Genomic DNA, 23,892 nt, shown 5'->3' with positions numbered 1-23,892 from the left:
TACGGGAATTGCCATGTCGAGTTTTCTTCAACGCCTCCGCGCCGTCCACGCCCCCTCGATCGGGCTTGGCTGCATGAACCTTTCCCACGGCTACGGTCAGCAAGTGCCCGAGCCGGAGGCGCTGCGCGCCCTCGATTCAGCGTTCGATATGGGCTATCGCCACTTTGATACCGCCACGCTCTACGGCGCCACGGCCAACGAAACGCTGCTTGGCCGCGCGCTGAAGGGGAAGCGTGAGCAGGTGCTACTGGCCAGCAAGTGCGGCATGGCGATTGACCTCGAGACAAACAAGCGGGTGATCAATGGGCACCCCGACACGCTGCGTCGCCAGTGCGAGGCCAGCCTTAAACGTCTGCAAACCGATCACATCGATATCTATTACCTGCACCGCCTCGACCGCCAGGTGCCGATCGAGGAAAGCGTCGGGGCGCTGGGCCGTCTGGTGGATGCGGGCAAGATCGGCGGGGTGGGGCTTTCCGAAATTTCCGCGGCGACGCTGCGCCGTGCAGTGACGGAATACCCCATTGCCGCCGTGCAGTCTGAATACTCGCTGTGGACGCGCAATCCCGAGATTGCCCTGCTAAAGGCCTGCCGGGAGACGAACACGGCCTTGGTGGCGTTCAGCCCGCTGGGGCGCGGGTTCCTGGCCGAGGCGATCAGTGACCCGGCGCGCTTGCCCGAGGGCGACATGCGCCGTCATATGCCGCGCTTCAGCCCGGATAACTTTGCCCATAACCGGGAGTTGCTCGATGACGTCACACGGCTTGCCAAGCGTCTAGGTGTTACCTCTGCTCAGCTGGCGTTGGCGTGGGTCAATGCCCAGGGCGCCGACGTCATTCCGATCCCCGGTTCCACCTCGATGGCCCATATGCGCGATAACCTCTCGGCCGAGACGCTCTATCTGGATGCCGCCACCTGTCAGCAACTCACCGCGATGCTGACGCCCGAGCAGGTCGCTGGCGGGCGCTACAGCGACGCCCAGCAGGCCGACATCGACACCGAAGAGTTTACCGTCAACCGCTAGGCGAGTGTGCTTGACGGGTGAGTCATATTGCTTATAGGTCAAGGCTATTAAATCATTGGTTAAATGCAAATTGAGACTATGGCGATAGTGGTCTAAAACATTAACAAGACAAATGCGGTGTTGGCGGGGTCATATACGACTAGCGAGCACCCATCGATGGTTGTGCTGGTACTTGCCAGCGACAAAAGCAATTGAGGGGAGAGCAATATGAGCGGCAAATGTCCGGTAATGCACGGGGGCAACACCTCCACAGGTACGTCCAACAAGGATTGGTGGCCGGAAGGCATCAACCTGGAGATCCTGCATCAGCAAGATCGCAAATCCAATCCGATGAGCCCTGATTTCAACTATCGGGAAGAAGTCAGAAAGCTCGATTTTGATGCGCTCAAGCAGGATGTTCACGCCCTGATGACCGATAGCCAATCATGGTGGCCGGCAGACTGGGGTCATTACGGCGGTTTGATGATCCGTATGGCATGGCACTCGGCAGGTACCTACCGTATTGCCGATGGTCGTGGCGGCGGCGGTACCGGCAGCCAGCGCTTCGCGCCGCTCAACTCCTGGCCCGATAACACCAGCCTTGATAAGGCGCGTCGTCTGTTGTGGCCGATCAAGAAAAAATACGGCAACAAGATCAGCTGGGCTGATCTGATGATCCTGGCCGGTACTGTTGCCTATGAATCCATGGGGCTGCCGTCCTACGGGTTCTCGTTCGGCCGTGAAGATATCTGGGAACCGGAAAAAGATATCTATTGGGGCGATGAGAAAGAGTGGTTGGCGCCTTCAGATGAGCGTTATGAAGATGTCGATAGCCCCGAGACCATGGAAAACCCGCTGGCAGCCGTCCAGATGGGCCTTATCTACGTTAACCCCGAAGGTGTTAACGGCCAGTCGGATCCGCTGAAGACCGGTCAGCAGATACGCGAAACCTTCGCCCGTATGGCGATGAACGACGAAGAAACCGCCGCGCTGACTGCTGGTGGTCACACTGTGGGCAAGTGTCACGGTAATGGCGATGCCTCTGTGCTGGATGCCGAGCCTGAAGCCTCAGACGTTGAGAATCAGGGCTTCGGTTGGGGCAATCCCAACATGGACGGCAAGGCCAGCAATGCCGTTACATCGGGTATCGAAGGCGCATGGACGACGAACCCAACCCAGTTCGACATGGGTTACTTTGACCTGCTGTTTGGCTACGAATGGGAACTCAGGAAGAGCCCTGCTGGCGCAAATCAGTGGGAGCCGGTGAACATCAAGGAAGAAGACAAGCCGGTCGATGCCAGTGACCCGTCGATACGTCATAACCCGATCATGACCGATGCGGACATGGCGATGAAGATGGATCCGACCTATCGGGCGTACTGCGAAAAATTCATGGCTGACCCGGAGTACTTCAAGACGACGTTCGCCAAGGCGTGGTTCAAGCTGACCCACCGCGACCTGGGGCCGAAAGCACGCTACATTGGCCCGGAAGTACCCGACGAAGACCTGATCTGGCAGGACCCCATTCCGGCGGGTAACACCAACTACTCCGTCGAGAAGGTCAAAAAGCAGATTGCTGAAAGTGGTCTCAGCCAGAGCGACATGATCACCACTGCCTGGGATAGCGCACGGACCTATCGCGGTTCCGACATGCGCGGCGGTGCCAACGGCGCGCGTATTCGTCTTGCCCCGCAGAAAGACTGGGCGGGTAACGAGCCCGAGCGGTTGGCCAAGGTGCTGGCAGTGTACGAAAAAATCTCTGCCGACTCGGGTGCCAGCATCGCCGATGTGATCGTGCTGGGCGGCAGCGTAGGCATCGAGAAAGCGGCTAAAGCGGCGGGTTACGAGGCGCTTGTACCCTTCACACCGGGTCGCGGTGACGCCACTGACGAGATGACCGACGCTGATTCCTTCGCGCCGCTCGAGCCGCTGGCCGATGGTTTCCGTAACTGGCAGAAGAAAGATTACGTGGTCAAGCCGGAAGAAATGCTCCTCGACCGCGCGCAGTTGATGGGCCTGACCGGGCCGGAATTAACGGTTCTGCTCGGTGGTATGCGTGTCCTGGGCACCAACTTCGGTGGCACCAAGCATGGCGTATTCACCGACCGTGAAGGCCAGTTGACCAATGACTTCTTCGTTAACCTGACCGACATGAGTTATGCCTGGAAGTCAGCAGGTAACAACACTTACGAAATTCGTGACCGCAAAACGGATGCCGTCAAGTGGACCGCCACGCGCGTTGACCTGGTGTTCGGCTCCAACTCTCTGCTGCGTTCCTACGCGGAAGTTTATGCCCAGGATGACAATGGCGAGAAGTTTGTGAACGACTTTATCGCCGCCTGGACGAAAGTGATGAACGCGGATCGCTTCGACGTTTAAGCGCGACGCCGCCATCGACAAGGCGCTGCCCTCGGGCAGCGCCTTTTTTTTGCCACTAGTGCCGGCTCTTTTCTGTGGTTTAGGTCGTCACGTTCAGCGCTGGAATGCGCAGTAGCTGGCGTAGCTGCGGCAAACGCTCTTCCAGCAGATCTGCCAGGGTGTAGCGATCGAGCACAGCAAAAAACGCTTCCAATGCCTCATTCAGTACAGGCGGCAGACGACAGGCGGGGGTGATAACGCAGGCGTTTTTGTCGCGAAAGCATTCCACCAAGCCAAATTCAGACTCGGTATCGCGCACCAGGGCACCGAGTTTGATGCTGGCAGGGTCGCGCTTCAGCCACAGGCCGCCGTGCTTGCCGCGTAGGGCGGTGAGGTAACCTTTTTGGTTGAGCTCCTGGACGATCTTCATCACGTGATGGCGCGATACGTTATACGTCGAGGCGATCTCGTCGATCGTTGCGCGCTCCTCGCCTTTTACCGCCAGATAGAGCAGCACGCGAATGGAATAATCGGTAAAGCTGGTCAGGTGCATAGACAGTCCGCGACGGGTCGAAGGGCGATCGCTCAAACTTCCATTATACGGTGAATTGGGGACAAGGCGAAGCGCGCTCAAGGACAGCGGCCAGGCCGGGTAGCCGGGTGATGTGGCAGATTGTCGCTGAAGGTTGGCGGCAACGCTTAAAGATGTATTATATATACTACTTTAATAAAAAACGTCGCCCTATCACTCAATCAGCGAGGCTCACCATGCTTACCCAAGACCAAGAAGCGTTAATTGCTGCCACCGCGCCCGTCGTGGCGGAACACTTGAATACCATCACCCAGCGTTTTTACCCGCTGATGTTTGAGCGTTACCCCAGCGTGAAGCCGCTTTTCAATCAGGTTCATCAGCAAAACGGCGCCCAGCCCCGGGCATTGGCAGGCGCCGTATTGGCCTATGTAGGCTTGCGCGAAGACCCAGTGAAAGCCCGTCAAACGCTCGAAACGGTGGTCAACAAACACGTATCGCTGGGCATTTTGCCGGAGCAGTATCCGATTGTGGGCGAGTGCCTGATGATGGCGATTGGTGAAGTGTTGGGCGATGCGGTTACCCCTGAGATCGCTGATGCCTGGGGAGCGCTCTACCAGGAGCTTGCCGATTTATTGATCGAGCTGGAAGAAAACCGCTATCAGGAGTTTGAGCAACGTGAAGGCGGCTGGCGCGGCACCCGGCGTTTCCGCGTGGCGGATAGCCAGCAGGAAAGCGCGGTGATTCGGTCGTTCATCCTTGAGCCCGAAGACGGCGGCCCGGTGGCGGCGCATGCGCCCGGCCAGTACATCGGCGTCAAGGTGACCATCGACGGCGAGCCGGTGCACCGCCACTATAGCCTGTCGGCAACACCCAACGGCCGCGCCTACCGGGTGTCGATCAAGCGCGAGAGCGATGGTCGCGTGAGCCGTTACTTCCACGATCAGTTAGCCAATGGCGGGGTTGTCGAGTTACTTCCTCCGGCGGGTGAGATGACGCTGGTACCCGGTGACGCACCGCTGATGCTGATCAGCGGCGGTGTGGGGCAGACCCCGCTGCTGCCGATCGCCAAACAGGCACTTGGCCAGGGCCGCCGGGTGGTCTATCTGCACGCGGCACAAAGCCCTGAATATTGGGCCTTTGCCGATGAGCTACGCGCGCTTGAAAAGGCCTATCCGGCACAGTTCACGCTGGTGACCGTATTTGAGCAAGGCGACGAAGGCGACCATCAAGGGCGTCTCCACCAGGCGCTGCTGGCCGATTATTTACCCGAAGGCGCGCACTGCTACTTCGTTGGCCCCCATGGCATGATGGAAGGTGTCGAGCAGGCGCTGAAGCAACTGGGCGTGGCGGATTCACATCGCCACTATGAGCACTTCGGTCCCGCCATGCCGCTTAACGCGGCCTAATCGGAGATCCAGCGGGCGAACTGTCGACGGTAGGCGGCTTGGGCCTGGCTGACGCTGACCGGCGTCAGCCATACCTGGGTGCCCGGCAGGCACTGGGCAAGCGTGGCACAGGCGGTTGGTGTCAACGCCCCCAGGCGTGGGTAGCCGCCAATGGTCTGGCGGTCGTTCATCAGCACAATGGGCTGGCCGTCGGGGGGGACCTGTACGGCGCCCAGCGGTATACCCTCCGAAACGATGCCCTTTAGCGTGCCGCCAAGCACCGGCCCGGTCAGGCGAATGCCCATGCGGTCGGCGCGGTTATCGACCTGCCAGGGCGTATTAAACGCCTGATACAGGCTGTTGCCGGAAAAACTGGCTACCTGGGAGCCAAGCACGATGGGCAGGCGGCAGCCGGACGTTGGCATGAGCGGGGTCAGGTTTTCAGGCAGCGTGCGTGGTGGTTGAGAGCTTCCCCGCCACGTCAGGCGCTCGCCCGCCATGAGCGGCTGACCGTTCTCCTGCAGGCCGCCTAATTGCTCGCGGACCGTGCACGAACGGCTGCCAAGCACCTCGGGTGCATCCAGGCCCCCGGGAAAAGCCAGGTAAGCGCGTAACCCCTGACGTGGCTGCTTAAAGGCCAACTCCTGTCCTGAGCGCAAGCTGAAGCTGGCGTTGGGTGCGAGTGGTTTGCCGTCAAGGGTGGCAGCCAGGTCGGCACCGGCCAGTGCCAGCGTTACCTCGTCCTCGGCTTCCAGCGTCAGGCCACCTCCCATGACAATTTCAAGGGCAGCGCTGTTGAGCGGGTTGCCCAGTAGCCAGTTGGCCCAATGAAATGCGATCCAGTCGGCAGCCCCGCCCTGGGTGACACCCAGATGACCCACGCCAAAGCGTCCTGCGTCTTGAACCAATGCCAGCGGCCCTGCCTTTTTTACCACTAATCCTGCCTGGCTCACGAGCGTTCCTCCATTGGCGTGGTATCGCCACCCTGGGCCTCAAAGTCGGCGCGGGAGATAGACCGGAAGCGTACGCTGTCGCCTGGACGCAATAGCGGTTCCCCGCGTTTGGCGTGTTCGAATAGCGGCACTGCCGTGCGGCCCAACACGTTCCATCCGCCGGGAGAGGGGAGTGGGTAAATGGCCGTTTGACGATCGGCGATGCCGACGCTACCGGCGGCCACGTGCCGCCTGGGAGTGGTCAGGCGTGGTGTCGCAATGGTGTCATTCACCAAGCCCATGAAGCCGTACCCCGGCGCAAAGCCCAGCGCGAACACGCAGTAGTCGTCTTGGCAGTGCTGATCAACCAGCTCGGCAATGCTGATGCCCGCGCGCTTGGCCACCCGCTCAAGATCCGGCCCGACGCTCTCGTCGTACCAGACGGGGATCTCATGGTGCTGGCCTTGCTGGGTATCGGCGGGCGTCAGGCCCGTCAGGGCGTCCTGCACGCGTGCCTGGGCGTCGAGGTGGCTAAGCGTTCGGCAGTCATAATGCAGTAACAGCGTCGTATAGGACGGCAGCAAATCGACCAGCGCCTCGCCAAAAGCATCGCGCAGCGCCTGGTCAGCCGCCAGAATCCAGGCCATGTTGCTGACGTCGATGGTATCGAAAAGGCGTACCATCAAGGCTTCCATCCCGGCGGTTTCGATACGCAGCTTCATGCTGCCCCCAGATTATTAAATGCATCGCGGATGGCGCGCACGGCGGCGACAGACTCGGGGTTGTCGCCGTGAACGCAAAGCGTATCGCAGGGTAACGACAGCGAGGTTCCGTCGCGGGCGGTGAGGGGTTCGCCTTTGGCCAGCATGACGGCCTGGTCGACGATCGTGGCCTGCTCATGGTGGACCGCATCGGGCAGCCGCCGTGAGGCCAGGTGGCCGTTGGCTTCATAGGCCCGGTCGGCAAAGGTCTCGAACCACAGGTTGACCCTCAGCTTGGCGGCTAACTCGCGGTGCGGCTCGGGGTTGGCAGTGGCCATGATCATGAGCGGCAGGCCGGGGTCATAGGCATGCACTGCGCGCATCACGCCTTCAAGCAGTTCAGGGTTGGCCGCCATATCGTTGTAGAGCGCGCCATGGGGTTTGATGTAGCTCAACTGAGTGCCCTCCGCCTGGCAGATACCCGCCAGAGCGCCAATCTGGTAGAGCACCATATCCTCGACCTCGCTTTGTGAACAGGCCATGGAGCGGCGACCAAAGCCCATCAGGTCAGGGTAGCCGGGGTGCGCGCCAATACGCACACCGTGTCGAGCCGCGAGTTTGACCGTGCGGCGCATGACGTGGGGGTCGGAGGCATGATAGCCGCAGGCAATGTTGGCGCAGTCAACAAAGGGCATCACCTCGTCGTCCAGGCCAATCGACCAGTTGCCAAAGCTTTCACCCATGTCGCAGTTGAGAAGCGGAAGGGGCATAGGGCCTCCTGTAGTTATCAAAGAGCTATTCTCATCAAAGAGCTATGGTCATCAAAGAGCCATGGTCATTAAAAAAAGCGATCAAGCATTTATTCAATATATGAAGTCGTTGGCGGCACTGCCAAGCTTTTAGCTGGCGTTACGCCTTGATGCGCTATCTATCGTGCTGTTATTTCGTGGAAAAAAGGTTGACGACGAAATCTCATAAGATTATCAACGGCACTAGGCTATAGGCTTGAAGGTGATGAAAAGCACCGCCTACGTCAAGCGTGCAGTAACACCACAAGGTACTAACCTATCGACACGAGGGCTTAATCATGCGTACCCGCATTGCAACGCCGCTGCTTCTGGTCACGGCATGTAGCATCGCCGCGACCGCTCAGGCCGCCGAATGGACCATGGCAACGCCTTACGGCGATGCCAGTTTTCATACCCAAAACACCAAGCAGTTCGCCGAAGACGTTGCCGAGGCAACGGATGGGGACCTGACCATTAACGTGCAAAGCGGTGGTGCCCTCGTTTCTCACGGCGAAATCAAGCCATCGGTACGCCGTGGCACCATTGCCGCAGGGGAGATATTCCTCTCGGTACTCTCCAATGAAAACCCGATTTTTGAGGTGGATACCCTACCCGGTGTGGCCGGAGGCTATGAAGAAGCTTATGCGCTTTGGGAAGCCACCAAGCCAATCATCAGTGATCTGTTTGAGGAAGAAGGCCTGATTCCGCTTTACGCGGTACCCTGGCCTGCTCAGGGTATCTATACCGCTGAAGAGCTGACCGACCCGGATCAATTTGACGGCTTGCGTGTGCGGGCGCCCAATATCAATACTCAGCGGTTTATCGAAAACCTGGGGGGCAGCCCGACCGAAACGGAAGAGTCCGATATCCCCACAGCGTTCAGCACCGGCCGGGTAGATGCCATGATCACCTCGAGTTCCACGGGCAATTCGATGGCTGCCTGGGATTACGTCTCGCATTACACCGATGCCAACCTCTGGCTACCCAAGAACATCGTGTTCATCAACCAGCGCAGCTTTGACCAGCTGGACGAAGACACCCAGGATGCCTTGATGGAAGCGGCCGAGAAAGCCGAAGAGCGCGGCTGGGAAATGAGCCGCGAAGATAACCAGGAAAGCCTGGCGATATTGAAAGAAAACGGCATCACCGTTTCCGAACCCAACGAGGATGTGGGGGAGGCACTGCAGGAAGCGGGTGATGAACTGTTTGCCGATTGGGAATCCCGGGCTGACGATCAAGCCAAGGAAGCGCTGCAGTCATACCGTGATCAACTTGAGGATTGATGACCTGTGTTGAGCGGCGCAGATACTGCGCCGCTTTGCGCGCAAGAGGCCAAACCGATGACGTTCAAATTCGATAAGCTTTATCGCCTGGGTGCCTGGGGCGCTGCGCTTTGCATGATCGCGATTTGCGCGCTGGTCTCGACCCAGGTGTTTTCTAGGTTGGTCGATGCGCTACTGGTCATGGTCGGTAGCGCGCGACTAAACATCAGCATCACCGGCGTCTCTGAAATGGCATCTTATCTGCTGGTTGGTGCCACCTTTCTAGGCTTGGCGTATACCTTCGTCCACCACGCCCATATCCGGGTAACCTTGCTGATTACCCGGCTTCCCTCGACGCTCCGAGTCTGGTTCGAGGTGTTTGGCTTGATGGTGGCGATGACGCTTAGCCTGCTGCTCTGCTACGGGTTGATTGCGTTGATCCGCGAAAGCATCGCCTATAACGATGTTTCCTCAGGCTTTTTGTCGATTCCGCTGTGGATTCCCCAAGCCGTGTTGGTGACCGGCGTTGCCTTGCTGTGTTTGGCGCTGGGCGAGGCGCTGGTGATGGCGCTGCGCCTGGCATTCAAGGACCCATCACGTTTTCGCGAAGTCATGGCCAGCGAAGAAAACAACGACCCCTGAACCTTGTGGGAGATGCCCTGTGCTGCTACTTAGTGTCGTCACCATCCTGACCCTGCTGGTGCTGTTGGGCAGCGGCGTTTGGATAGCCTTTGCGTTGATTGGTACCGCCTGGATAGCGCTCTCACTGTTCAGCTCGTTTGAACCAGGCCCGGTGCTGGCGTCTGATTTCTGGGGGGCGAGTTACGGTTGGGATCTCACCGCGCTGCCGATGTTCATCTGGATGGGCGAGATCCTGTTCCGCTCGGGGCTGGCCGACAACATGTTTCGTGGGCTTTCGCCCTGGTTAAACCGGTTCCCCGGGCGTTTGCTACACACCAATATCATCGGCAGTGGCATGTTCGCGGCGGTGTGTGGCTCGTCGGCGGCCACCTGTGCCACGGTGGGCAAGATGACCTTACCGGAGCTGGAACGCCGGGGTTACGACCCGCAGATGGCGATCGGCACTCTGGCTAGTGCCTCGACACTGGGGTTGTTGATTCCTCCCTCCATCGTGCTGATTGTCTATGGCGTCGTGACCGAGCAATCCATCTCGCGGCTGTTCATGGCGGGTATTGGTCCTGGCCTCATGATTCTTTCGATGTTCATGGGCTATCTGGTGCTTTGGTCGCTGCTCAAGGGCAACCGTGCCGGGCTGACCGGCAATGACGAGTCGGGAATGAGCTTTGCCGAAAAGCTGCGTAATACCTGGTCGCTGATCCCCATCCTGTTGTTGATTGGCGGGATTATTGTGTCGATCTACGGCGGCTTGGCGTCGCCCACCGAGGCGGCGGCGGTCGGGGTGGTGCTATCGATGTTGATTGCTCGTTCGAATGGGCATTTCAACCGCGAGATATTTCAATCCTCGCTTTTCGCAGCGGTGCGCACGGCGTGCATGATCGCTTTTATCATCGCCGGGGCATCGTTTCTTACCTCGGCCATGGGCTTTACCCAGGTCCCGATGAAGCTGGCGCAAGCGATTGGGGAAATGGGCCTGTCGCCCACCATGCTGCTATTGGCGCTAACGGTGCTGTTGCTGGTGATGGGGTGCTTTCTGGACGGCATTTCGCTGATTCTGCTGGTCACCTCGATTATCATGCCGCTGGTCAGCGCTGCCGGGTTTGACCTTATCTGGTTTGGGATTTATCTGGTGATTGTGGTCGAGATGTCGCAAATCACGCCGCCCGTGGGCTTTAATCTCTTCGTGATACAAGGCCTCACCGGGAAGGATATCCTGACCATCACCAAAGCAACGCTGCCGTTCTTTCTCTTGATGCTGGTGGCGGTTGCCTTGCTGCATCTTTTCCCGAGTATTGCGCTGTACCTGCCCTATGCGATGAATCGCTAACCCCGGGCCCTGCGCAATGCATCGTTAGTGCCCATAAAGCGAAATGCCGCCGCGCCCATTGCGTTTGATGTAGTACATGCTCTGGTCTGCGGCATCGATAAGTTCTCTGCCGTTGCCAAAGCCGCCGTCGCTAAGGCAGGCAATGCCGATGGAAACCGATACGAAAAGGGGCTTGCCATCAACCGTTTCCATGGGCGTTTCGGCAAGGCGCTTGGCAATCCGCTTGGCGAAACGTTGTGCTCCCTTGGCCGACTCATCGGGCAGAATGATCAAAAATTCTTCGCCCCCGTAGCGGCCGGCTAAATCCCCCTCGCGAACCAGCGAGCCGAGTACGCGGCCGAAGCGCTCCAGTACGCGGTCACCGGTCTGGTGGCCAAAGCGGTCATTGAGCTTCTTGAAATGGTCCAGATCGATAAACACCACTGACATGGTGTGGTCGTGCGTTTGGCAATATTCAAAACGTTTGTGCAGCTGTTCTTCCAGCCAGGCGCGATTGGAAAGTCCGGTGAGCGGATCCCGTCGGCTACGTTCTTCCAGTTCCGTCTGGCGTTGCTGGAGCTCATCGAGCTCCTGCTGTTGGGCATTCAACCGGGCGTTGAGCACAAATGTCTGCTGAAAGAGTAACTGCTGTGCCTGGATGATCAACGCCTCGGTATCGTGCGAGGAAGGGACGGTAAGTTCGAAGAGATTGGTTAAAAGGGGCAGTTGGGATTGGACGTTTTTTAGCAAGTCGCTTAGTGAGATAGCAGGCGTCGTCACCACCGGACTCAACTGACGCAATAGGGTCGCCAACGCTTGACTGGGGTTGGCCGACAGCCACGTATCGGCGATAGGGCCTGAAAGACGCAGGCACAGTAAGTAAGTCTCTTTCTGAGTTCCAATCTCATCGTGGCTGGCGCTGATGGCTTGGGCCAGCGAAACCGGCACCCCCCACTTGGCGGCGAGCCAACTGCCAACCGATGAGTGGTCACAGCCGAAGCGCAGGTGTTCGCCACGACTGAGTTGCGCATGGGAAAAGGTGGTGTTTGCGTACAGGTCATGGGCGTCTTTGGGGTAAACCGCTAGCAATGCCAGCATGCCGATGTCCTGGAGCAGTGCCGCGGTAAATACAAAGCTGGCCTCCTCGGGGCACAGCTGTTCTGCAAGGGAGCGGGCCGCCAGGGCCGACACAATGGAGCGCCCCCAAATACGCTGAATCAGGTCACCTGACTGGCGGTCACGCCATAAGCTAAAACTCAGCACCGCGGCCAGCGTGGCGTCCAGCCCGAGTCGCGACGTAGCTTCCCGACACGAATGCGTTTCTGTTTGTTGACGGGCATAAAAAGCGCTATTGGCCAATGAAATCAACCGCAAGGTCAGTGCCGGATCCTGCTCGATGGCATTGGCATAATCATTAAGGGTCGCATCGGGGTAGCCTGCAACTTCCAGGACGCGGATCGCCACCGTTGGCAGCGATGGCAGCCTGGCGCATTGGTCCAGGTCGTTCTGCAGAAAACCCGGCAGGGCCGGTATGGCGAGATGATGTGTGTTGTCGCTATTAATAATGCCCGTCATATCGGCTCCTTTTCTCACGCTAGCTTAAAGGGCCAATTGCTTTTTTTCATCTTATATTGTGGGAAAGCAAGCTAATACCTTCGGCGGCCACAATCTATATCAGCCAGCGTTTAGTGTCAGGGCTTCACCGTCAAGGCGGTTCACTATAAGCTGGTTCAAACAGAGCAGCGAGACAACCAATGCAGACGGGTATTGAAGCGGCCGATATTTTTCGGCAGTTGGCTGAAGGGATGGGACAAACGGGGACCCCTCAGTTTTACCCAGCGCTAGTGGAGCGACTGGCAACCTTGCTGGGCGTGGATCATGCATTGGTGGCCCACGTTAATGCCGAAAATGACACTGCGGGCAGTGTCGTCGAAACCCTGGCGGTTTGGTCCAACGGGATGCATATGCCCAATGTTACCTACCCATTGGCCGGCACGCCCTGTGAAACCGTTGTGGGGCGCGACCCATGCTTATACCCCTGCGACGTGCAACAGCGCTTTCCTGATGATCATCTGCTGGCGGAACTGGGGGCCGATAGTTACATGGGCCTGCCGCTGTTGGCAGCGGACGGCAGAACGATCGGGCTACTGGCGCTGTTAAAAAACGCTCACATGGAGCTGGATGATCTTGCCAGGGAAGTGCTGCGGATTGCAGCGGCGCAAGCTGGTGCCGAGCTTGGACGCCAGCAGGCCGAGGAGGCACTCAAAGCCAGCGAGGCGGTTGCAAGGGAAAGCGAACGACGTCTGGATACGCTGCTCAATCACCTGCCGGGAATGGCCTACCGCTGCCTTAACGATGAGCACTGGACCATGGAGCTGGTCAGCCAGGGTGCACAAGAGCTAACCGGTTATCAGCCCCACGAACTGGTGGGCAACCACCTCATAAGCTTTGCTGAACTGATCAATGACCAAGATGCATCGCGAATGTTTGACGAGGTGCAGGCAGCCATTCGCGACAGACGTCCTTATCAAGTGGTTTATCGCCTGCATCATCGCGATGGACGAATCCGCTGGATGTGGGAGCAAGGACAAGCGGTGCTGGATGAGACGGGCAAGGTTGTCTGCCTGGAAGGGTTTATCACAGATGTGACCGATAACCAGGAAGCCCAGCGCGTTCAGCAGGCGGTAATGCAGGTGGCCTCAACGGTCACGTCACATGTGGGCGACGATTACTTTCAGCAGTTGATCAGCACGCTGGTGGAATTGCTGGAGGCTGACGGCGGCTTTATCGCGCTGCTCAATCGGTCACCCCATGAGGCGGGTGACCGTGATCGTTCGGCGGGCACCGTCACAACGGTAAGTCTTGTCGCAGACGGTACGCCATTGAATAATCAAACCTTCGTGTTGAGTGATTCACCCTGCGAACAGGTGGTCATTGAACGCGAGGCGGTTTCGCATAGTGGCGGCTACACGCCGATACCCGGAAATGCCATACAGGCCCAGGCCTGGATAGGCCGACGTCTCGATAATGCCCACGGCGAAGCCATTGGCGTGATGATGGTGTTCTATCGTGAGCCGCTTACCACCAACGCCTTCGCGACCTCAGTGCTACGCATTTTGTCGACCGGCGCCGCCGCGGAACTGGAGCGCCGTCGTGATCAGCGCCGTATGCACCAATTGGCGTATACGGACGGCACCACGGGGCTTGCGAACCGTGTTCACTTCCTGGAGGTTCAGACCCGGATGCTGCGCCGGGCGGCCCATCTCCATCAATCGCTCGGCTTGATCCTGCTCGATATCCGCCGCTTCAAGGAGATCAACGATACCCATGGCCATCAGGTAGGCGACCAGCTCTTGGCGATGGTCGCAGGGCGTCTGCAGGATGCCATACCTGACAGCAGTACCCTGGCGCGGTTATCCGGCGATGAGTTCGCGATACTGATGGATAACCCTGACGAGGCCGAACTGGCCGAAACGCTGGACCGTCTTCGCGAGACGGTCGCTGAAACCATCCGGCTGGGTCATAACGCGTTCAATCTGGAAGTGAGCGTGGGGTTCTCCCGTTACCCTGCGGATGCGACAGTGGCAAGCGAGCTGTTCAAGGCGGCCAGTATTGCCTTGCACCACGCCAAGCGCGATGGCAGCGTCTGTCCGTTCAGCTACGACATGATGCGTCAACAACGCCGCCGTCAAAAGATGACCGAGCGGCTCCACCAAGCCCTGATGGAAAATCGCCTGGCGCTTTATTACCAACCCCAGGTCAATATAAAGACCGGCCAACTGGCGGGCGCTGAGGCGTTGTGCCGGTGGTACGAGCCCGACTGGGGATGGATCAGCCCGGGGGAGTTCATTCCCCTGGCGGAGGAGCGTGGGCTGATTAGCGCGCTGGGTGACTGGGTGCTGGTGGAGGCCGCCAGACAGATCCTTGAATGGCAATCACAAGGAATGGCGGCGCTGCCTGGGCGCCTGTCGATTAATATTGCCGCACAGCAGTTTGCCGATCCGCAGTTGGCTCAGCATATTGCTGAACTGACACAAGGCGTGCCCGCGTCGGTATTGGCCCTGGAACTCACCGAGAGCGACTTCATGCGCGACCCCGACCAGGCGGTCGAGATTACCCAGAGGATGCGCGACGCTGGGTATGCCCTGTTTATCGATGATTTTGGCACCGGGTATTCATCGCTTTCCTATCTAAGGCGCTTTGCCGCCGATGCGCTGAAAATCGATATCTCCTTTGTACGCGATATGCTCGACAATCAGCATGACCGCGCCATTGTGAAAACCATCATTGCGATGGCCGATGCCTTGGGAATGAAAACCCTGGCGGAAGGCGTGGAGCATAAAGAACAGGCCACCCTGCTTGCCCAAATGGGATGCCTTGAGGCGCAAGGGTTTCTGTATGGTCGGCCCAAACCGGCCGATGAGTTTGCAGCGGCGTGGTTAAAACCCTAGCTTGTTAACCCGCGTCATCGCCCTGTCATCATCGTTGGCATACCCTACGCGCCGCCAACTCGTGATGAAAGGAGTGCCCCATGCGCCTGGCCCTGTTTGATCTTGACGACACCCTCCTGGATGGAGACTGCAGCGACCGCTGGAATTTATGGATGATAGAGCAAGGCTGGATCCGCGATGTCGACGCCTTTATGGTGCGAGCGGCGCAAATGCAGCAGGCCTATCACGCCGGAAAGCTGAAGCTTGAAGAGTACTTGGGCATGACCCTGGCGCCGCTACGCGGGCGTCGGGTGAGCGATGTGCAAAAAGAGGTAGAGCGCTTCGTCGCCACCCATCTGGAGCCACGCATTTTCGATCAGGCCTGGGCCTGTCTGGATGCCCACCGCCAGGCGGGCGATACCCTGCTGCTGATTTCTGCCTCGTCGCGCCACCTGGTCGAGCCGATTGCGACCACTTTAGGCATTGAACACGTGCTAGCGGTAGAGCCCAGCGTGGAGCACGGCATCAATGAAGACGCGCGCTATACTGGCGGCAGCGAAGGGGTTTTTTCCTATCGTGGCGGCAAAGTGATGCGCCTGAAACAGTGGCTGGCCGAGCAGCAGATTACCCCCAGCCACACCACCTTCTACTCAGACTCCCGCAACGACCTTCCGCTGCTTCAGTACGTAGATTGTCCCGTCGCTGTCAACCCCGATCCGGTCCTGGCCGAGGTCGCTAGCCTCGAAGGTTGGCGGCGCTTGGACTGGCGAACCACAAACCCTGCGGTTGCCTTTCGCCAACGTTAATCAGTTTAGCGCCTGATAGATCAGATTAAAGCCGACTAAAAACATGGCCAGAATCACCAACCGGTAAAACAGCACTTCGTTGACGCGGCTTTGCAGCCACAGGCCATTGCGCACGCCGATCCAGGCGATGGGTACCAGCACGAACGAGGCCCAGGCGCTGGTAACGTTAATCTCGCCAAGCCACATATAGGGCGCCAGTTTGATCACGTTGACCACGGCAAATGTCACGGCGCAGGTGGCGATAAACGTCTCTTTCGACAGCTTGCGCGGCAGCAGATACACGTTGAGCGGTGGTGCACCTGCGTGAGCCATGAAGCTGGTAAACCCGCAGATGCTCGCCGCCGGCAATGCCCATCGGGAGGAAATGGGCTTTTTGGCGACGGGCTTGAGTAGCATGTAAGCGGCAAACACCAAGGTGATCACGCCGAGGGTCAGGCGCAAGCCCTGTTCGCTCAGGCTGTCGAACAGCAGCGTCCCTACTGCCACGCCGATGAACAGCCCCGGCACAAAACGCCATACCTCGGCTACCGCCTGCCTGCCCCACCACGCCTTCACCGCAAACACATCCATCACCAGTAACAGCGGTAATAAAAGGCCCGCTGCCTGAGCCGGGCTGATCGTCAGCGCCATCAGCGGCACCGACAACGTGCCGAAACCACCCGCAAAGCCGCCTTTGGAAACGCCGGTCAGGTACACGGAAAATACGATTAACAGCCAGGCGATCACGGAGTAGTCGGGGAGCATACGCCTCTCTCGGTTATCAGTGGTCAATAAAAAGCCCCGCAGAAGCGGGGCACCACAGTTTAGCATTAGATGAACGTTAGCGGGCGAAGCGTCACTCCATCAAGTTTTCATTAGCCACTCGTGGTCGGGGTCGTTGTGGAATTTCCACACCCGTTTGGGGCCGGCCATCACGTTTAAGTAATAAAGCGAGTAGCCATGGGCAGCACCAACAGGGTGATAGCCCTTGGGTACCAGTACACAGCAGCCGTTTTCTACCGCCATGGTGTCATCAAGGCTGCGGTCATCGGTGTAGACGCGCTGAAAGGCAAAGCCCTGAGCGGGATTAATGCGGTGGTAGTAAGTCTCTTCCAACTGTGACTCGTGGGGTAAGTTATCCACATCGTGTTTATGGGGCGGGTAGCTCGACCAGTTACCCGCGGGGGTGAATACTTCGACCACCAGCAGGCTATCGGCGGGCTCCGTCTCCGGCAAAATGTCGTGCACATGGCGGGTGTTCGTGCCCTGGCCACGGGTGCTCTGCTTGATGTTGTCCGGTGCAATCAAGCGTGGCGCATGATTGCCATGCCCTGGGGCCGCACACACCGCTAGCTCAAGATCGGTGGTCGCTTCCACCGCGTAGCTAACCCCATTGGGTAGGTACACCGCGTAGGGTGGAATCTGTTCAAAGATATCCATGCGCTTGCCGATATCATCAAAGCGATGCTCACCGCAGGTCACATTGGCGCGCCCTGTGAGCAGCACCAGGCAGACTTCCTGATCATCGCTGCTGGCTTCCAGACGCTGCCCCTTGGCGAGTTTATGCACCCGAAAGCCGACATGCGTCCAGCCAGCGGAGGCGGGGGTAACGTCAATCACGGTGCCTTGTGCGTCTGGGGCGGTGGGGCGTACCAGTAGTGAAGTCATTCTTCGCTCCTCTTGACGGTTCGGCGACGGTCTAGTCAGCCAAGCGTCTTGAAAATAAAATCTGATGTGGCTGCTTAAACCGCAGCATCGAGCATAATTTTGCGGCCTTCACGTAGTGAGCGCTCCGCTGCATCGGCCAATCGCAATGCCTCTAACCCGTCCTGGGCGCCCGCAAGAGGCGTGCGCTTTTCCTGCCACGCATCGACGAAATCAAGAATCTCTAATCGATAAGCCTCGGCATAACGCTCTAAAAAGAACCATTTGGGTTTTTCTTCCACTTGCCCCGTCTCGCCGGTAAAGCGCAGCCGGGTATCAGACTCGTTCTGGGCCTGCAGCATGCCTTGGCTGCCAAAGGCTTCGATACGCTGATCATAGCCGTAGCACGCACGCCGTGAGTTGCTGATTTGACAAAGTTTTCCACTGGCGGTGGTAAGCGTGACCATGGCGGTATCTACATCGCCCGCTTCGCCAATGGCTGGATCGATGATGCTACTGCCGACGGCAAAAATGCTTTCAATCGGCTCATCAAGTAGCCAGCGCGCCATGTCCAGATCATGAATCATCATATCCCGGAACAGCCCACCTGAGTCGCTGACATACTCGGCAGGTGGGGGAGACGGATCGCGGCTGATAATGGTCAGGGTTTCCAGTGCCCCAATACGCCCTTGGGTAATGGCCTTTTTAAGTGCAGAAAACTGAGGATCGTGGCGACGGTTAAAACCTAACGCGCAGGTCACCGGGTGTTCGCTAAGTACCTGCAGGGCATCGCGGGTGCGCGCTAAATCCAAGGCGATGGGTTTTTCGCAGAGAACCGCCTTGCCTGCGCGAGCGGCGCGCTCCAGATACTCCGCGTGGGTAGGCGTGCTGGAGGCAATCAGGACGGCGTCAATGTCGCCATCCGTAAAAATCTCATCAACGGAGGTCGCTTTGCTGCCGTACTGCTCGGCCAGCGCTTCTGCGGCAGGCTGATGAAAATCGGCCACGGCGGCCAGGGTAACATTTGGGTGTAAATGAATGGCTTGGGCATGCACCTTGCCGATGCGTCCAGCGCCGATCAGTGCGAGTTTCATGAGCTCTCCTGTTTTATTGTTGGTGTTGGCTTGTTTTGGTGTTTAGGTCTTACGCTTTTTTGTCGTTGTCCTTTCCTTTGTCACGAGTTTTGTCTTGCCGTACCCCTAGGGCAATGGCCAAGGTCTGGGCCAGGCAGAGCGATGCGGTCAAACTGCGGAAGCTTTTTACTTCAGCTTCATTGACAACGAAGGCAACATCCGCAAAGCGAGCCAGCGGGCTTAGGGTCGAGTCGGTAATCACCACAATAGGCAGACCACGCTGATAGGCGTCTTCGCAGGCTTTTTGGCTCTCTTCGGCATAGGGGGAGAAACTGATGGTCAGTAGAGCGTCATGTTGGCTCATGGCGCGCAGTTGCTCGCCGTACATCCCACCCAAACCATTGACCAGCAGCGCAGGTTTATCCACATGCGCCAAGGCATAGGTCATGTAGCTGGCCACCATAAAGCTCCGTCGGGCACCCATCACATGAATGGCATGGGCCCGCTCAAAAATATCCAGCGCGTTTTCAAGGTTCTCTGGGTCAATGCGGCTAGGCAGTTGCTCCAAGACGGCGCGATTAGCGTCGGCGAACTCCCATAGCAGCTGGGTACTGTCCGGTGTTTCCCCGGTGGCACTGCGCACCGCTCGAATTCGCTCGGTGTAGTTAGGCAGCTCATCGACCAGGCGGCTGCGAAACAGCTGCTGCATTTCAGAAAAGCCCTTAAATCCCAAACTATTGGCCAGGCGAATCAAGGTGGAGGGAGTAACATCCGCCTGCTCGGCAATTTTGGCCACGGTCGCCAGAGCCACCTCCTGAGGGTGATCAAGCATAAACCGCGCGGTTTGCTGCAAACGTTTGCTTAGCGTGGCGTACTCGGCGGTGATCAGCGTTTCCAACTCACGGTAGCTTTGAGGTGGCTGCGGCATACAATTTCCTTAGCGTTAACGCGTGTACCACTTAGCTGAGAGAAAACTAAGCAAAGGGACTGATTGTTGAGCAGTCTAGTTGATTGAAATAAATATTCCATTTATACCAAAGTATAGAATAAATAATTTGCCTGTATTGCTATTTGGAATCTATATTCCATAGCGCCAAGGCATTTAATGCCACTTCCCTACCAACAACGATAACGTTATGAGGAATTATTTATGGCACGTCTATCTCAATGGCTTCTAGCCTCCGTTGCCACCACGGCGCTCATGGCGGGTGCCGCACAAGCACAGGAAACAGCACAAGAAGAGAATCGCTTCGTCATGGTGACCCATGGCGTTCCCTCGGATCCTTTCTGGTCGGTGGTCAAAAATGGCGCTGAGGCAGCGGCTGACCTTGTAGGCGCGGAGCTTGAGTACCGCGCACCTTCCACCTTTGACATGGCCAAGATGCAGCAACTCGTCCAGGCGGCAGTGGCCTCTCAACCAGACGGTTTGATCCTCTCGTTCACCGATGAAAATGCGCTGGGCAGCGTTGTGCAAGACGCAGTCGATAACGGCATTCCCGTCATCACCATCAACTCCGGTGGTGATGTGGCGCGGGATTATGGCGCCCGCTTGCACGTTGGGCAGAGTGAGTACGAAGCGGGCAAGCAGGCCGCCGAGCGCATGCAGGAAATGGGCGTTGAGAAAGGCGTTTGCGTCAACCATGAACAGGGCAACCAGGGCCTTGACCAGCGCTGTGATGGCTTTGTTGAGGGCTTCGACGGCAATGCTGAGCAGCTAGCGACCACCTACGACCCCACCAATATTCGCAATGCCATTATCGCTTACCTTAACGAGAACAGTGATGTGCGTGGTGTGTTGACCTTGGGTGCATTGGCCGCTGATCCGATGATTCAGGCCATGCGCGAGCAGGGGGCTACCGATATGTTCACCCTCGGTACCTTTGATCTTTCACCCGACATTTTGGAAGCCTTGGATGCGGGTGAACTGGACTTTGCGATCGACCAACAGCAGTACATGCAGGGGTACTTACCTGTCATGTTCCTCGACCAGTTCGTCAAGAACGGGCTGCTACCCGCTGGGGATGTTGCTACCGGTCCGGGGTTTGTCACTCAAGAAAACGCAGCGCAGGTTATTGAGCTGAGTAGCCAGGGTATCCGTTGATAACGACCTAATCGGAAAAGGCTCGGCGGTGCCGAGCCTTGGGAGTCGATCGCCATGAATTCCAATGAAAATAACCAAGCGGCTGCGCCAGCAGCGGCTGATCAAGACGAACGGATCCAGAAAGTCTCGTTTTGGAAGAAAGCGCTCAATCGTCCTGAGTTGGGGGCGCTGGCCGGTACCGTGCTGGTGCTTGCCTTTTTTATTGCTGCCTCCAGCGGCACCGGGATGTTTACCCCCGCGGGTATTATTAATTTTCTGGAAGTTTCAGCCCAGCTCGGCATTATCGCCACGGCGGCAGCACTACTGATGATCGGCGGGGAGTTTGATCTCTCGATTGGGTCGATGATCGGCCTGGCTGGCATTTTGATTGCGATCCCCGCCGTAGAGTATGGCTGGCCGCTATGGGCCGCTATCTTATTGGCATTCGCTTGTGCCGGGTTAGTGGGCTGGATTAACGGCAATCTGGTTAATCGCACTGGCTTGCCGTCCTTTATCGTCACGCTGGGTTTTCTGTTTATTCTGCGCGGCCTAGCGATTGGTGTCAGCCGGTTGTTGACGGGGCGAACCCAGGTGGGTGGCGTTGAAGAGCATATCCCCGGCGATTGGTTCGCGTCGCTGTTTTCCGGTGAGGTCGCCACGGGCCTGTTCTCTTGGATGGCCACGCAAGGCTGGATCGGCACTAATTTTGCGGGCAACCCCACCGTTTCGGGTATTCCGGTCTCCATCGTCTGGTGGTTGGGCTTAACGGCCGTGGCGACCTGGGTGCTGCTGTGCACGCCCTATGGCAACTGGATCTTCGCCAGCGGCGGCGACGCTAATGCCGCGCGCAATTCGGGCGTGCCGGTACGTCGGGTCAAGATTTCACTGTTCATGTTCACTGCCTTCTCCGCCACCATTTTTGCCTGCATTCAGGTAATGGATACCGGATCGGCGGACACCATTCGTGGCTTGTTAAAAGAGCTGGAGGCCATTATCGCGGTGGTGATTGGCGGCGCTTTGCTGACCGGCGGCTATGGGTCTGCCATCGGCGCAGCGCTGGGTGCGCTGATCTTTGGCATGGTGCAAATGGGTATCTTCTACACCGGTGTTAATACGGACTGGTTCCAGGTCTTTTTGGGCGTGATGCTGCTGGTGGCCGTGCTGTTCAACAACTACATGCGCAAGAAGGCGATGGAGGCCAAGTAACATGACAACTCAAACGCCAATGATCGAAATGCGCAGCGTCAGCAAGCACTTCGGCAGTGTGATCGCCTTGAGCGATATTTCCATGCAGGTCTATGCCGGTGAAGTGATGTGCCTGCTCGGTGATAACGGCGCGGGCAAGTCGACGCTGATCAAAACCCTCTCGGGCGTTCATCAGCCCACCCATGGCGAGATGCTGCTGGATGGCGAACCCGCTCGCTTCAAGTCACCGGCTTACGCACTAGACGCAGGTATCGCGACGGTTTTCCAGGACTTGGCGATGGTGCCGTTGATGTCGATTACCCGGAACTTCTTTATGGGGCGCGAGCCGACGGTGGGCTGGGGGCTGTTCAAGCGCATCGATTGGAAATACGCCGACCGCATTGCCAAGCAGGAAATGGCCAAAATCGGCATTGATGTGCGCGACCCGAGTCAGCCGGTGGGCACGCTTTCCGGCGGCGAACGCCAGTGCGTGGCGATTGCCCGAGCCGTCTATTTTGGCGCCAAGGTGCTGATTCTGGATGAGCCAACGTCCGCCCTCGGGGTCAAGCAGGCCTCGGTAGTACTGCGCTATATCGCCAAGGCGCGGGCCGATGGCCTGGCGGTCATCTTTATTACCCATAACGTCCACCACGCCTTCCCGGTAGCCGATGCGTTCACCCTATTGTCACGCGGTGGCAGCCTGGGGTCCTTCCGCAAAGAAGACGTCACCCGCGAAGAAGTACTCAACATGATGGCCGGTGGTGCCGAGCTGGAGAGCTTGGATGCAGAACTCGCTGAGTTCCAGCGCAGCGACCGCGAAAAAAAAGCCAATAGCGCTGCTGGCAACCAGACTACTCCGAAGGCCGCTGGCGGGAAGATTGATGAGCCCGCTGAAAACGTTTAGCGAACAGCTACCAAAGAGCCAATATGACTATGTCAGCATCTACTTTCTCATCGCCGTTTACGTTGGCCGTTTGTGCAGAAATGGTTTTTCGCGACCTACCGATGAATGAACGCGTTAAGCGTATTGATGCGTTGGGTTTTCAAGTGGAAATCTGGGACTGGACCCGGCACGACATTGAATCCCTGGCCAATAGCGGCGCGACGTTTTCATCCATGACCGGCTATGTCACCGGTACCCTGGCGGATGCCGCTGGGGCCGATGAGTTATTGCACACCGCCTCAGAGTCGGTTGACGTCGCCAAGCGCTTGGGCATTCCACGCCTTAACCTGCACGGAACGGGGCTGGATAGACAAGGCCTTCCTGTGAAACCTTGCCAGCAATTGACCGGCTCTATGTGGCTCAAAGCCCGCGACACACTTAATAGGCTTGCGGACTTAGGCGAGCTTAACGATGTCACTTTCGTGCTTGAAAACCTCAATACTGACGTTGACCACCCCGGCGTGCCGTTTGCCCGATTGGCAGATGTATTGGCGCTTGTAGAAAGTGTTGATCGCCCTGGCTTGCGCATAATGCTGGACGTTTATCACGCCCAGATTGGCGAAGGTAATCTGATAGAGCTGATTCATCGCTGTGCGCCCTACATTGGCGAAGTGCAGGTGGCTGATGTCCCCGGGCGCTGTGAGCCGGGAACAGGCGAGATTAATTACTCGGCCATTGCCAAAGTGCTGAGCGACATAGGTTATCGCGGCACAGTGGGTCTGGAAGGTTGGGCCTCAGGTGATGATGAGCTTGCGCTCGACCGATTCCGTGCGGCCTTTTCACTTTAAGCGCTGTTGGCTTCTTATTGATGAGCGCCTGCCGCTGGCCACCCAAGAAGCCCATATG

At 57.9% G+C, this 23,892-nt stretch carries 21 protein-coding genes; 12 read left to right on the top strand and 9 right to left on the bottom strand.

Annotation, left to right across the window (positions count from 1 at the left end):
• Positions 1-13: 13 nt before the first annotated feature.
• The gene (locus IT895_RS17035; protein ID WP_199284153.1) at positions 14-1,024 is read left to right on the top strand and encodes an aldo/keto reductase; all 1,011 of its coding nucleotides are present in this window, start codon (positions 14-16) and stop codon (positions 1,022-1,024) included.
• 207 nt (positions 1,025-1,231) lie between these two features.
• On the top strand, positions 1,232-3,382 hold the full coding sequence (gene katG, locus IT895_RS17030) for a catalase/peroxidase HPI (protein WP_085919682.1): 2,151 nt from the start codon (positions 1,232-1,234) through the stop codon (positions 3,380-3,382).
• Positions 3,383-3,461: 79 nt separating this feature from the next.
• Here katG and IT895_RS17025 read toward each other — a convergent pair whose 3' ends face one another.
• The gene (locus tag IT895_RS17025) at positions 3,462-3,914 is read right to left on the bottom strand and encodes an Rrf2 family transcriptional regulator (RefSeq protein WP_085919683.1); all 453 of its coding nucleotides are present in this window, start codon (positions 3,912-3,914) and stop codon (positions 3,462-3,464) included.
• A 215-nt stretch (positions 3,915-4,129) separates the two neighbouring features.
• Between IT895_RS17025 and hmpA the strand changes: the two genes are divergently transcribed.
• The gene (gene hmpA / locus IT895_RS17020; RefSeq protein ID WP_199284152.1) at positions 4,130-5,299 is read left to right on the top strand and encodes an NO-inducible flavohemoprotein; all 1,170 of its coding nucleotides are present in this window, start codon (positions 4,130-4,132) and stop codon (positions 5,297-5,299) included.
• Here hmpA and IT895_RS17015 read toward each other — a convergent pair.
• From IT895_RS17015 to IT895_RS17005, 3 genes are read right to left on the bottom strand one after another with little or no spacing between them, the layout of a single operon-like run.
• Positions 5,296-6,231, bottom strand: a complete 936-nt coding sequence (locus IT895_RS17015) for a biotin-dependent carboxyltransferase family protein (protein ID WP_199284151.1) — start codon at positions 6,229-6,231, stop codon at positions 5,296-5,298. The two genes, hmpA and IT895_RS17015, sit on opposite strands and share 4 nt — an antisense overlap.
• Positions 6,228-6,932: a 5-oxoprolinase subunit PxpB gene (gene pxpB, locus IT895_RS17010; protein ID WP_199284150.1), complete on the bottom strand. Its 705-nt coding sequence runs from the start codon at positions 6,930-6,932 to the stop codon at positions 6,228-6,230. Before pxpB ends, IT895_RS17015 begins: the two co-directional genes overlap by 4 nt.
• The gene (locus tag IT895_RS17005) at positions 6,929-7,681 is read right to left on the bottom strand and encodes a 5-oxoprolinase subunit PxpA (protein WP_199284149.1); all 753 of its coding nucleotides are present in this window, start codon (positions 7,679-7,681) and stop codon (positions 6,929-6,931) included. Before IT895_RS17005 ends, pxpB begins: the two co-directional genes overlap by 4 nt.
• Positions 7,682-7,998: 317 nt before the next feature.
• On the opposite strand from IT895_RS17005, the gene IT895_RS17000 reads away from it, so the two are divergent.
• From IT895_RS17000 to IT895_RS16990, 3 genes are read left to right on the top strand one after another with little or no spacing between them, the layout of a single operon-like run.
• Positions 7,999-8,982 carry a TRAP transporter substrate-binding protein gene (locus tag IT895_RS17000; protein ID WP_085919688.1) on the top strand — a complete coding sequence of 328 codons (984 nt, stop codon included), beginning with the start codon at positions 7,999-8,001 and terminating at the stop codon, positions 8,980-8,982.
• Positions 8,983-9,039: 57 nt separating this feature from the next.
• The gene (locus tag IT895_RS16995; protein WP_092824555.1) at positions 9,040-9,603 is read left to right on the top strand and encodes a TRAP transporter small permease; all 564 of its coding nucleotides are present in this window, start codon (positions 9,040-9,042) and stop codon (positions 9,601-9,603) included.
• Between the two features lie 19 nt (positions 9,604-9,622).
• Positions 9,623-10,927, top strand: a complete 1,305-nt coding sequence (locus IT895_RS16990) for a TRAP transporter large permease (RefSeq protein WP_092824553.1) — start codon at positions 9,623-9,625, stop codon at positions 10,925-10,927.
• 24 nt (positions 10,928-10,951) lie between these two features.
• Here IT895_RS16990 and IT895_RS16985 read toward each other — a convergent pair whose 3' ends face one another.
• The gene (locus IT895_RS16985; protein ID WP_199284148.1) at positions 10,952-12,481 is read right to left on the bottom strand and encodes a sensor domain-containing diguanylate cyclase; all 1,530 of its coding nucleotides are present in this window, start codon (positions 12,479-12,481) and stop codon (positions 10,952-10,954) included.
• Positions 12,482-12,660: 179 nt separating this feature from the next.
• Between IT895_RS16985 and IT895_RS16980 the strand changes: the two genes are divergently transcribed.
• A complete protein-coding gene (locus IT895_RS16980; protein ID WP_199284147.1) occupies positions 12,661-15,357 on the top strand; it encodes an EAL domain-containing protein in 2,697 nt (898 codons plus the stop codon).
• Positions 15,358-15,437: 80 nt separating this feature from the next.
• Positions 15,438-16,142: an HAD family hydrolase gene (locus IT895_RS16975; protein ID WP_199284146.1), complete on the top strand. Its 705-nt coding sequence runs from the start codon at positions 15,438-15,440 to the stop codon at positions 16,140-16,142.
• Here IT895_RS16975 and IT895_RS16970 read toward each other — a convergent pair whose 3' ends face one another.
• From IT895_RS16970 to IT895_RS16955, 4 genes are all read right to left on the bottom strand, one after another.
• Entirely contained in the window at positions 16,143-16,886 is a 744-nt protein-coding gene (locus IT895_RS16970) for a sulfite exporter TauE/SafE family protein (RefSeq protein ID WP_199284145.1), read from the bottom strand.
• 99 nt (positions 16,887-16,985) lie between these two features.
• Positions 16,986-17,789 carry a 5-deoxy-glucuronate isomerase gene (gene iolB / locus IT895_RS16965; RefSeq protein ID WP_199284144.1) on the bottom strand — a complete coding sequence of 268 codons (804 nt, stop codon included), beginning with the start codon at positions 17,787-17,789 and terminating at the stop codon, positions 16,986-16,988.
• Between the two features lie 74 nt (positions 17,790-17,863).
• A complete protein-coding gene (gene iolG, locus IT895_RS16960; protein ID WP_199284143.1) occupies positions 17,864-18,859 on the bottom strand; it encodes an inositol 2-dehydrogenase in 996 nt (331 codons plus the stop codon).
• Between the two features lie 49 nt (positions 18,860-18,908).
• Positions 18,909-19,766: a MurR/RpiR family transcriptional regulator gene (locus IT895_RS16955; RefSeq protein WP_199284142.1), complete on the bottom strand. Its 858-nt coding sequence runs from the start codon at positions 19,764-19,766 to the stop codon at positions 18,909-18,911.
• Positions 19,767-19,988: 222 nt separating this feature from the next.
• Between IT895_RS16955 and IT895_RS16950 the strand changes: the two genes are divergently transcribed.
• From IT895_RS16950 to IT895_RS16935, 4 genes are read left to right on the top strand one after another with little or no spacing between them, the layout of a single operon-like run.
• Positions 19,989-20,939, top strand: a complete 951-nt coding sequence (locus tag IT895_RS16950; RefSeq protein WP_199284141.1) for a sugar ABC transporter substrate-binding protein — start codon at positions 19,989-19,991, stop codon at positions 20,937-20,939.
• A gap of 54 nt (positions 20,940-20,993) precedes the next feature.
• Positions 20,994-22,124, top strand: coding sequence for an ABC transporter permease (locus tag IT895_RS16945; RefSeq protein WP_199284140.1), 1,131 nt, complete (start codon positions 20,994-20,996; stop codon positions 22,122-22,124).
• Between the two features lies 1 nt (position 22,125).
• Complete coding sequence (locus IT895_RS16940; RefSeq protein ID WP_199284139.1) at positions 22,126-23,007, top strand: ATP-binding cassette domain-containing protein; 882 nt, start codon at positions 22,126-22,128, stop codon at positions 23,005-23,007.
• A gap of 23 nt (positions 23,008-23,030) precedes the next feature.
• A complete protein-coding gene (locus IT895_RS16935) occupies positions 23,031-23,834 on the top strand; it encodes a TIM barrel protein (RefSeq protein WP_233337290.1) in 804 nt (267 codons plus the stop codon).
• The last annotated feature ends 58 nt before the right edge of the window (positions 23,835-23,892 follow it).

The sequence above is a fragment of the Halomonas sp. A40-4 genome (assembly GCF_015767635.1).
GTDB classification, from domain to species: Bacteria; Pseudomonadota; Gammaproteobacteria; order Pseudomonadales; family Halomonadaceae; genus Vreelandella; species Vreelandella janggokensis.
Note: the sequence above shows the minus strand (reverse complement) of the source record. Positions and strands in the feature narration are given on the sequence as shown.

Bases quoted from the DNA above. Each gene is read 5' to 3' on its own strand.
- IT895_RS17035 (WP_199284153.1), top strand. From the start codon at position 14: ATGTCGAGTTTTCTTCAACGCCTCCGCGCCGTCCACGCCCCCTCGATC.
- katG (WP_085919682.1), top strand. From the start codon at position 1,232: ATGAGCGGCAAATGTCCGGTAATGCACGGGGGCAACACCTCCACAGGT.
- IT895_RS17025 (WP_085919683.1), bottom strand. From the start codon at position 3,914: ATGCACCTGACCAGCTTTACCGATTATTCCATTCGCGTGCTGCTCTAT.
- hmpA (WP_199284152.1), top strand. From the start codon at position 4,130: ATGCTTACCCAAGACCAAGAAGCGTTAATTGCTGCCACCGCGCCCGTC.
- pxpB (WP_199284150.1), bottom strand. From the start codon at position 6,932: ATGAAGCTGCGTATCGAAACCGCCGGGATGGAAGCCTTGATGGTACGC.
- IT895_RS17005 (WP_199284149.1), bottom strand. From the start codon at position 7,681: ATGCCCCTTCCGCTTCTCAACTGCGACATGGGTGAAAGCTTTGGCAAC.
- IT895_RS17000 (WP_085919688.1), top strand. From the start codon at position 7,999: ATGCGTACCCGCATTGCAACGCCGCTGCTTCTGGTCACGGCATGTAGC.
- IT895_RS16995 (WP_092824555.1), top strand. From the start codon at position 9,040: ATGACGTTCAAATTCGATAAGCTTTATCGCCTGGGTGCCTGGGGCGCT.
- IT895_RS16985 (WP_199284148.1), bottom strand. From the start codon at position 12,481: ATGACGGGCATTATTAATAGCGACAACACACATCATCTCGCCATACCG.
- IT895_RS16980 (WP_199284147.1), top strand. From the start codon at position 12,661: ATGCAGACGGGTATTGAAGCGGCCGATATTTTTCGGCAGTTGGCTGAA.
- IT895_RS16975 (WP_199284146.1), top strand. From the start codon at position 15,438: ATGCGCCTGGCCCTGTTTGATCTTGACGACACCCTCCTGGATGGAGAC.
- IT895_RS16970 (WP_199284145.1), bottom strand. From the start codon at position 16,886: ATGCTCCCCGACTACTCCGTGATCGCCTGGCTGTTAATCGTATTTTCC.
- iolB (WP_199284144.1), bottom strand. From the start codon at position 17,789: ATGACTTCACTACTGGTACGCCCCACCGCCCCAGACGCACAAGGCACC.
- iolG (WP_199284143.1), bottom strand. From the start codon at position 18,859: ATGAAACTCGCACTGATCGGCGCTGGACGCATCGGCAAGGTGCATGCC.
- IT895_RS16955 (WP_199284142.1), bottom strand. From the start codon at position 19,766: ATGCCGCAGCCACCTCAAAGCTACCGTGAGTTGGAAACGCTGATCACC.
- IT895_RS16950 (WP_199284141.1), top strand. From the start codon at position 19,989: ATGGCACGTCTATCTCAATGGCTTCTAGCCTCCGTTGCCACCACGGCG.
- IT895_RS16945 (WP_199284140.1), top strand. From the start codon at position 20,994: ATGAATTCCAATGAAAATAACCAAGCGGCTGCGCCAGCAGCGGCTGAT.
- IT895_RS16940 (WP_199284139.1), top strand. From the start codon at position 22,126: ATGACAACTCAAACGCCAATGATCGAAATGCGCAGCGTCAGCAAGCAC.
- IT895_RS16935 (WP_233337290.1), top strand. From the start codon at position 23,031: ATGACTATGTCAGCATCTACTTTCTCATCGCCGTTTACGTTGGCCGTT.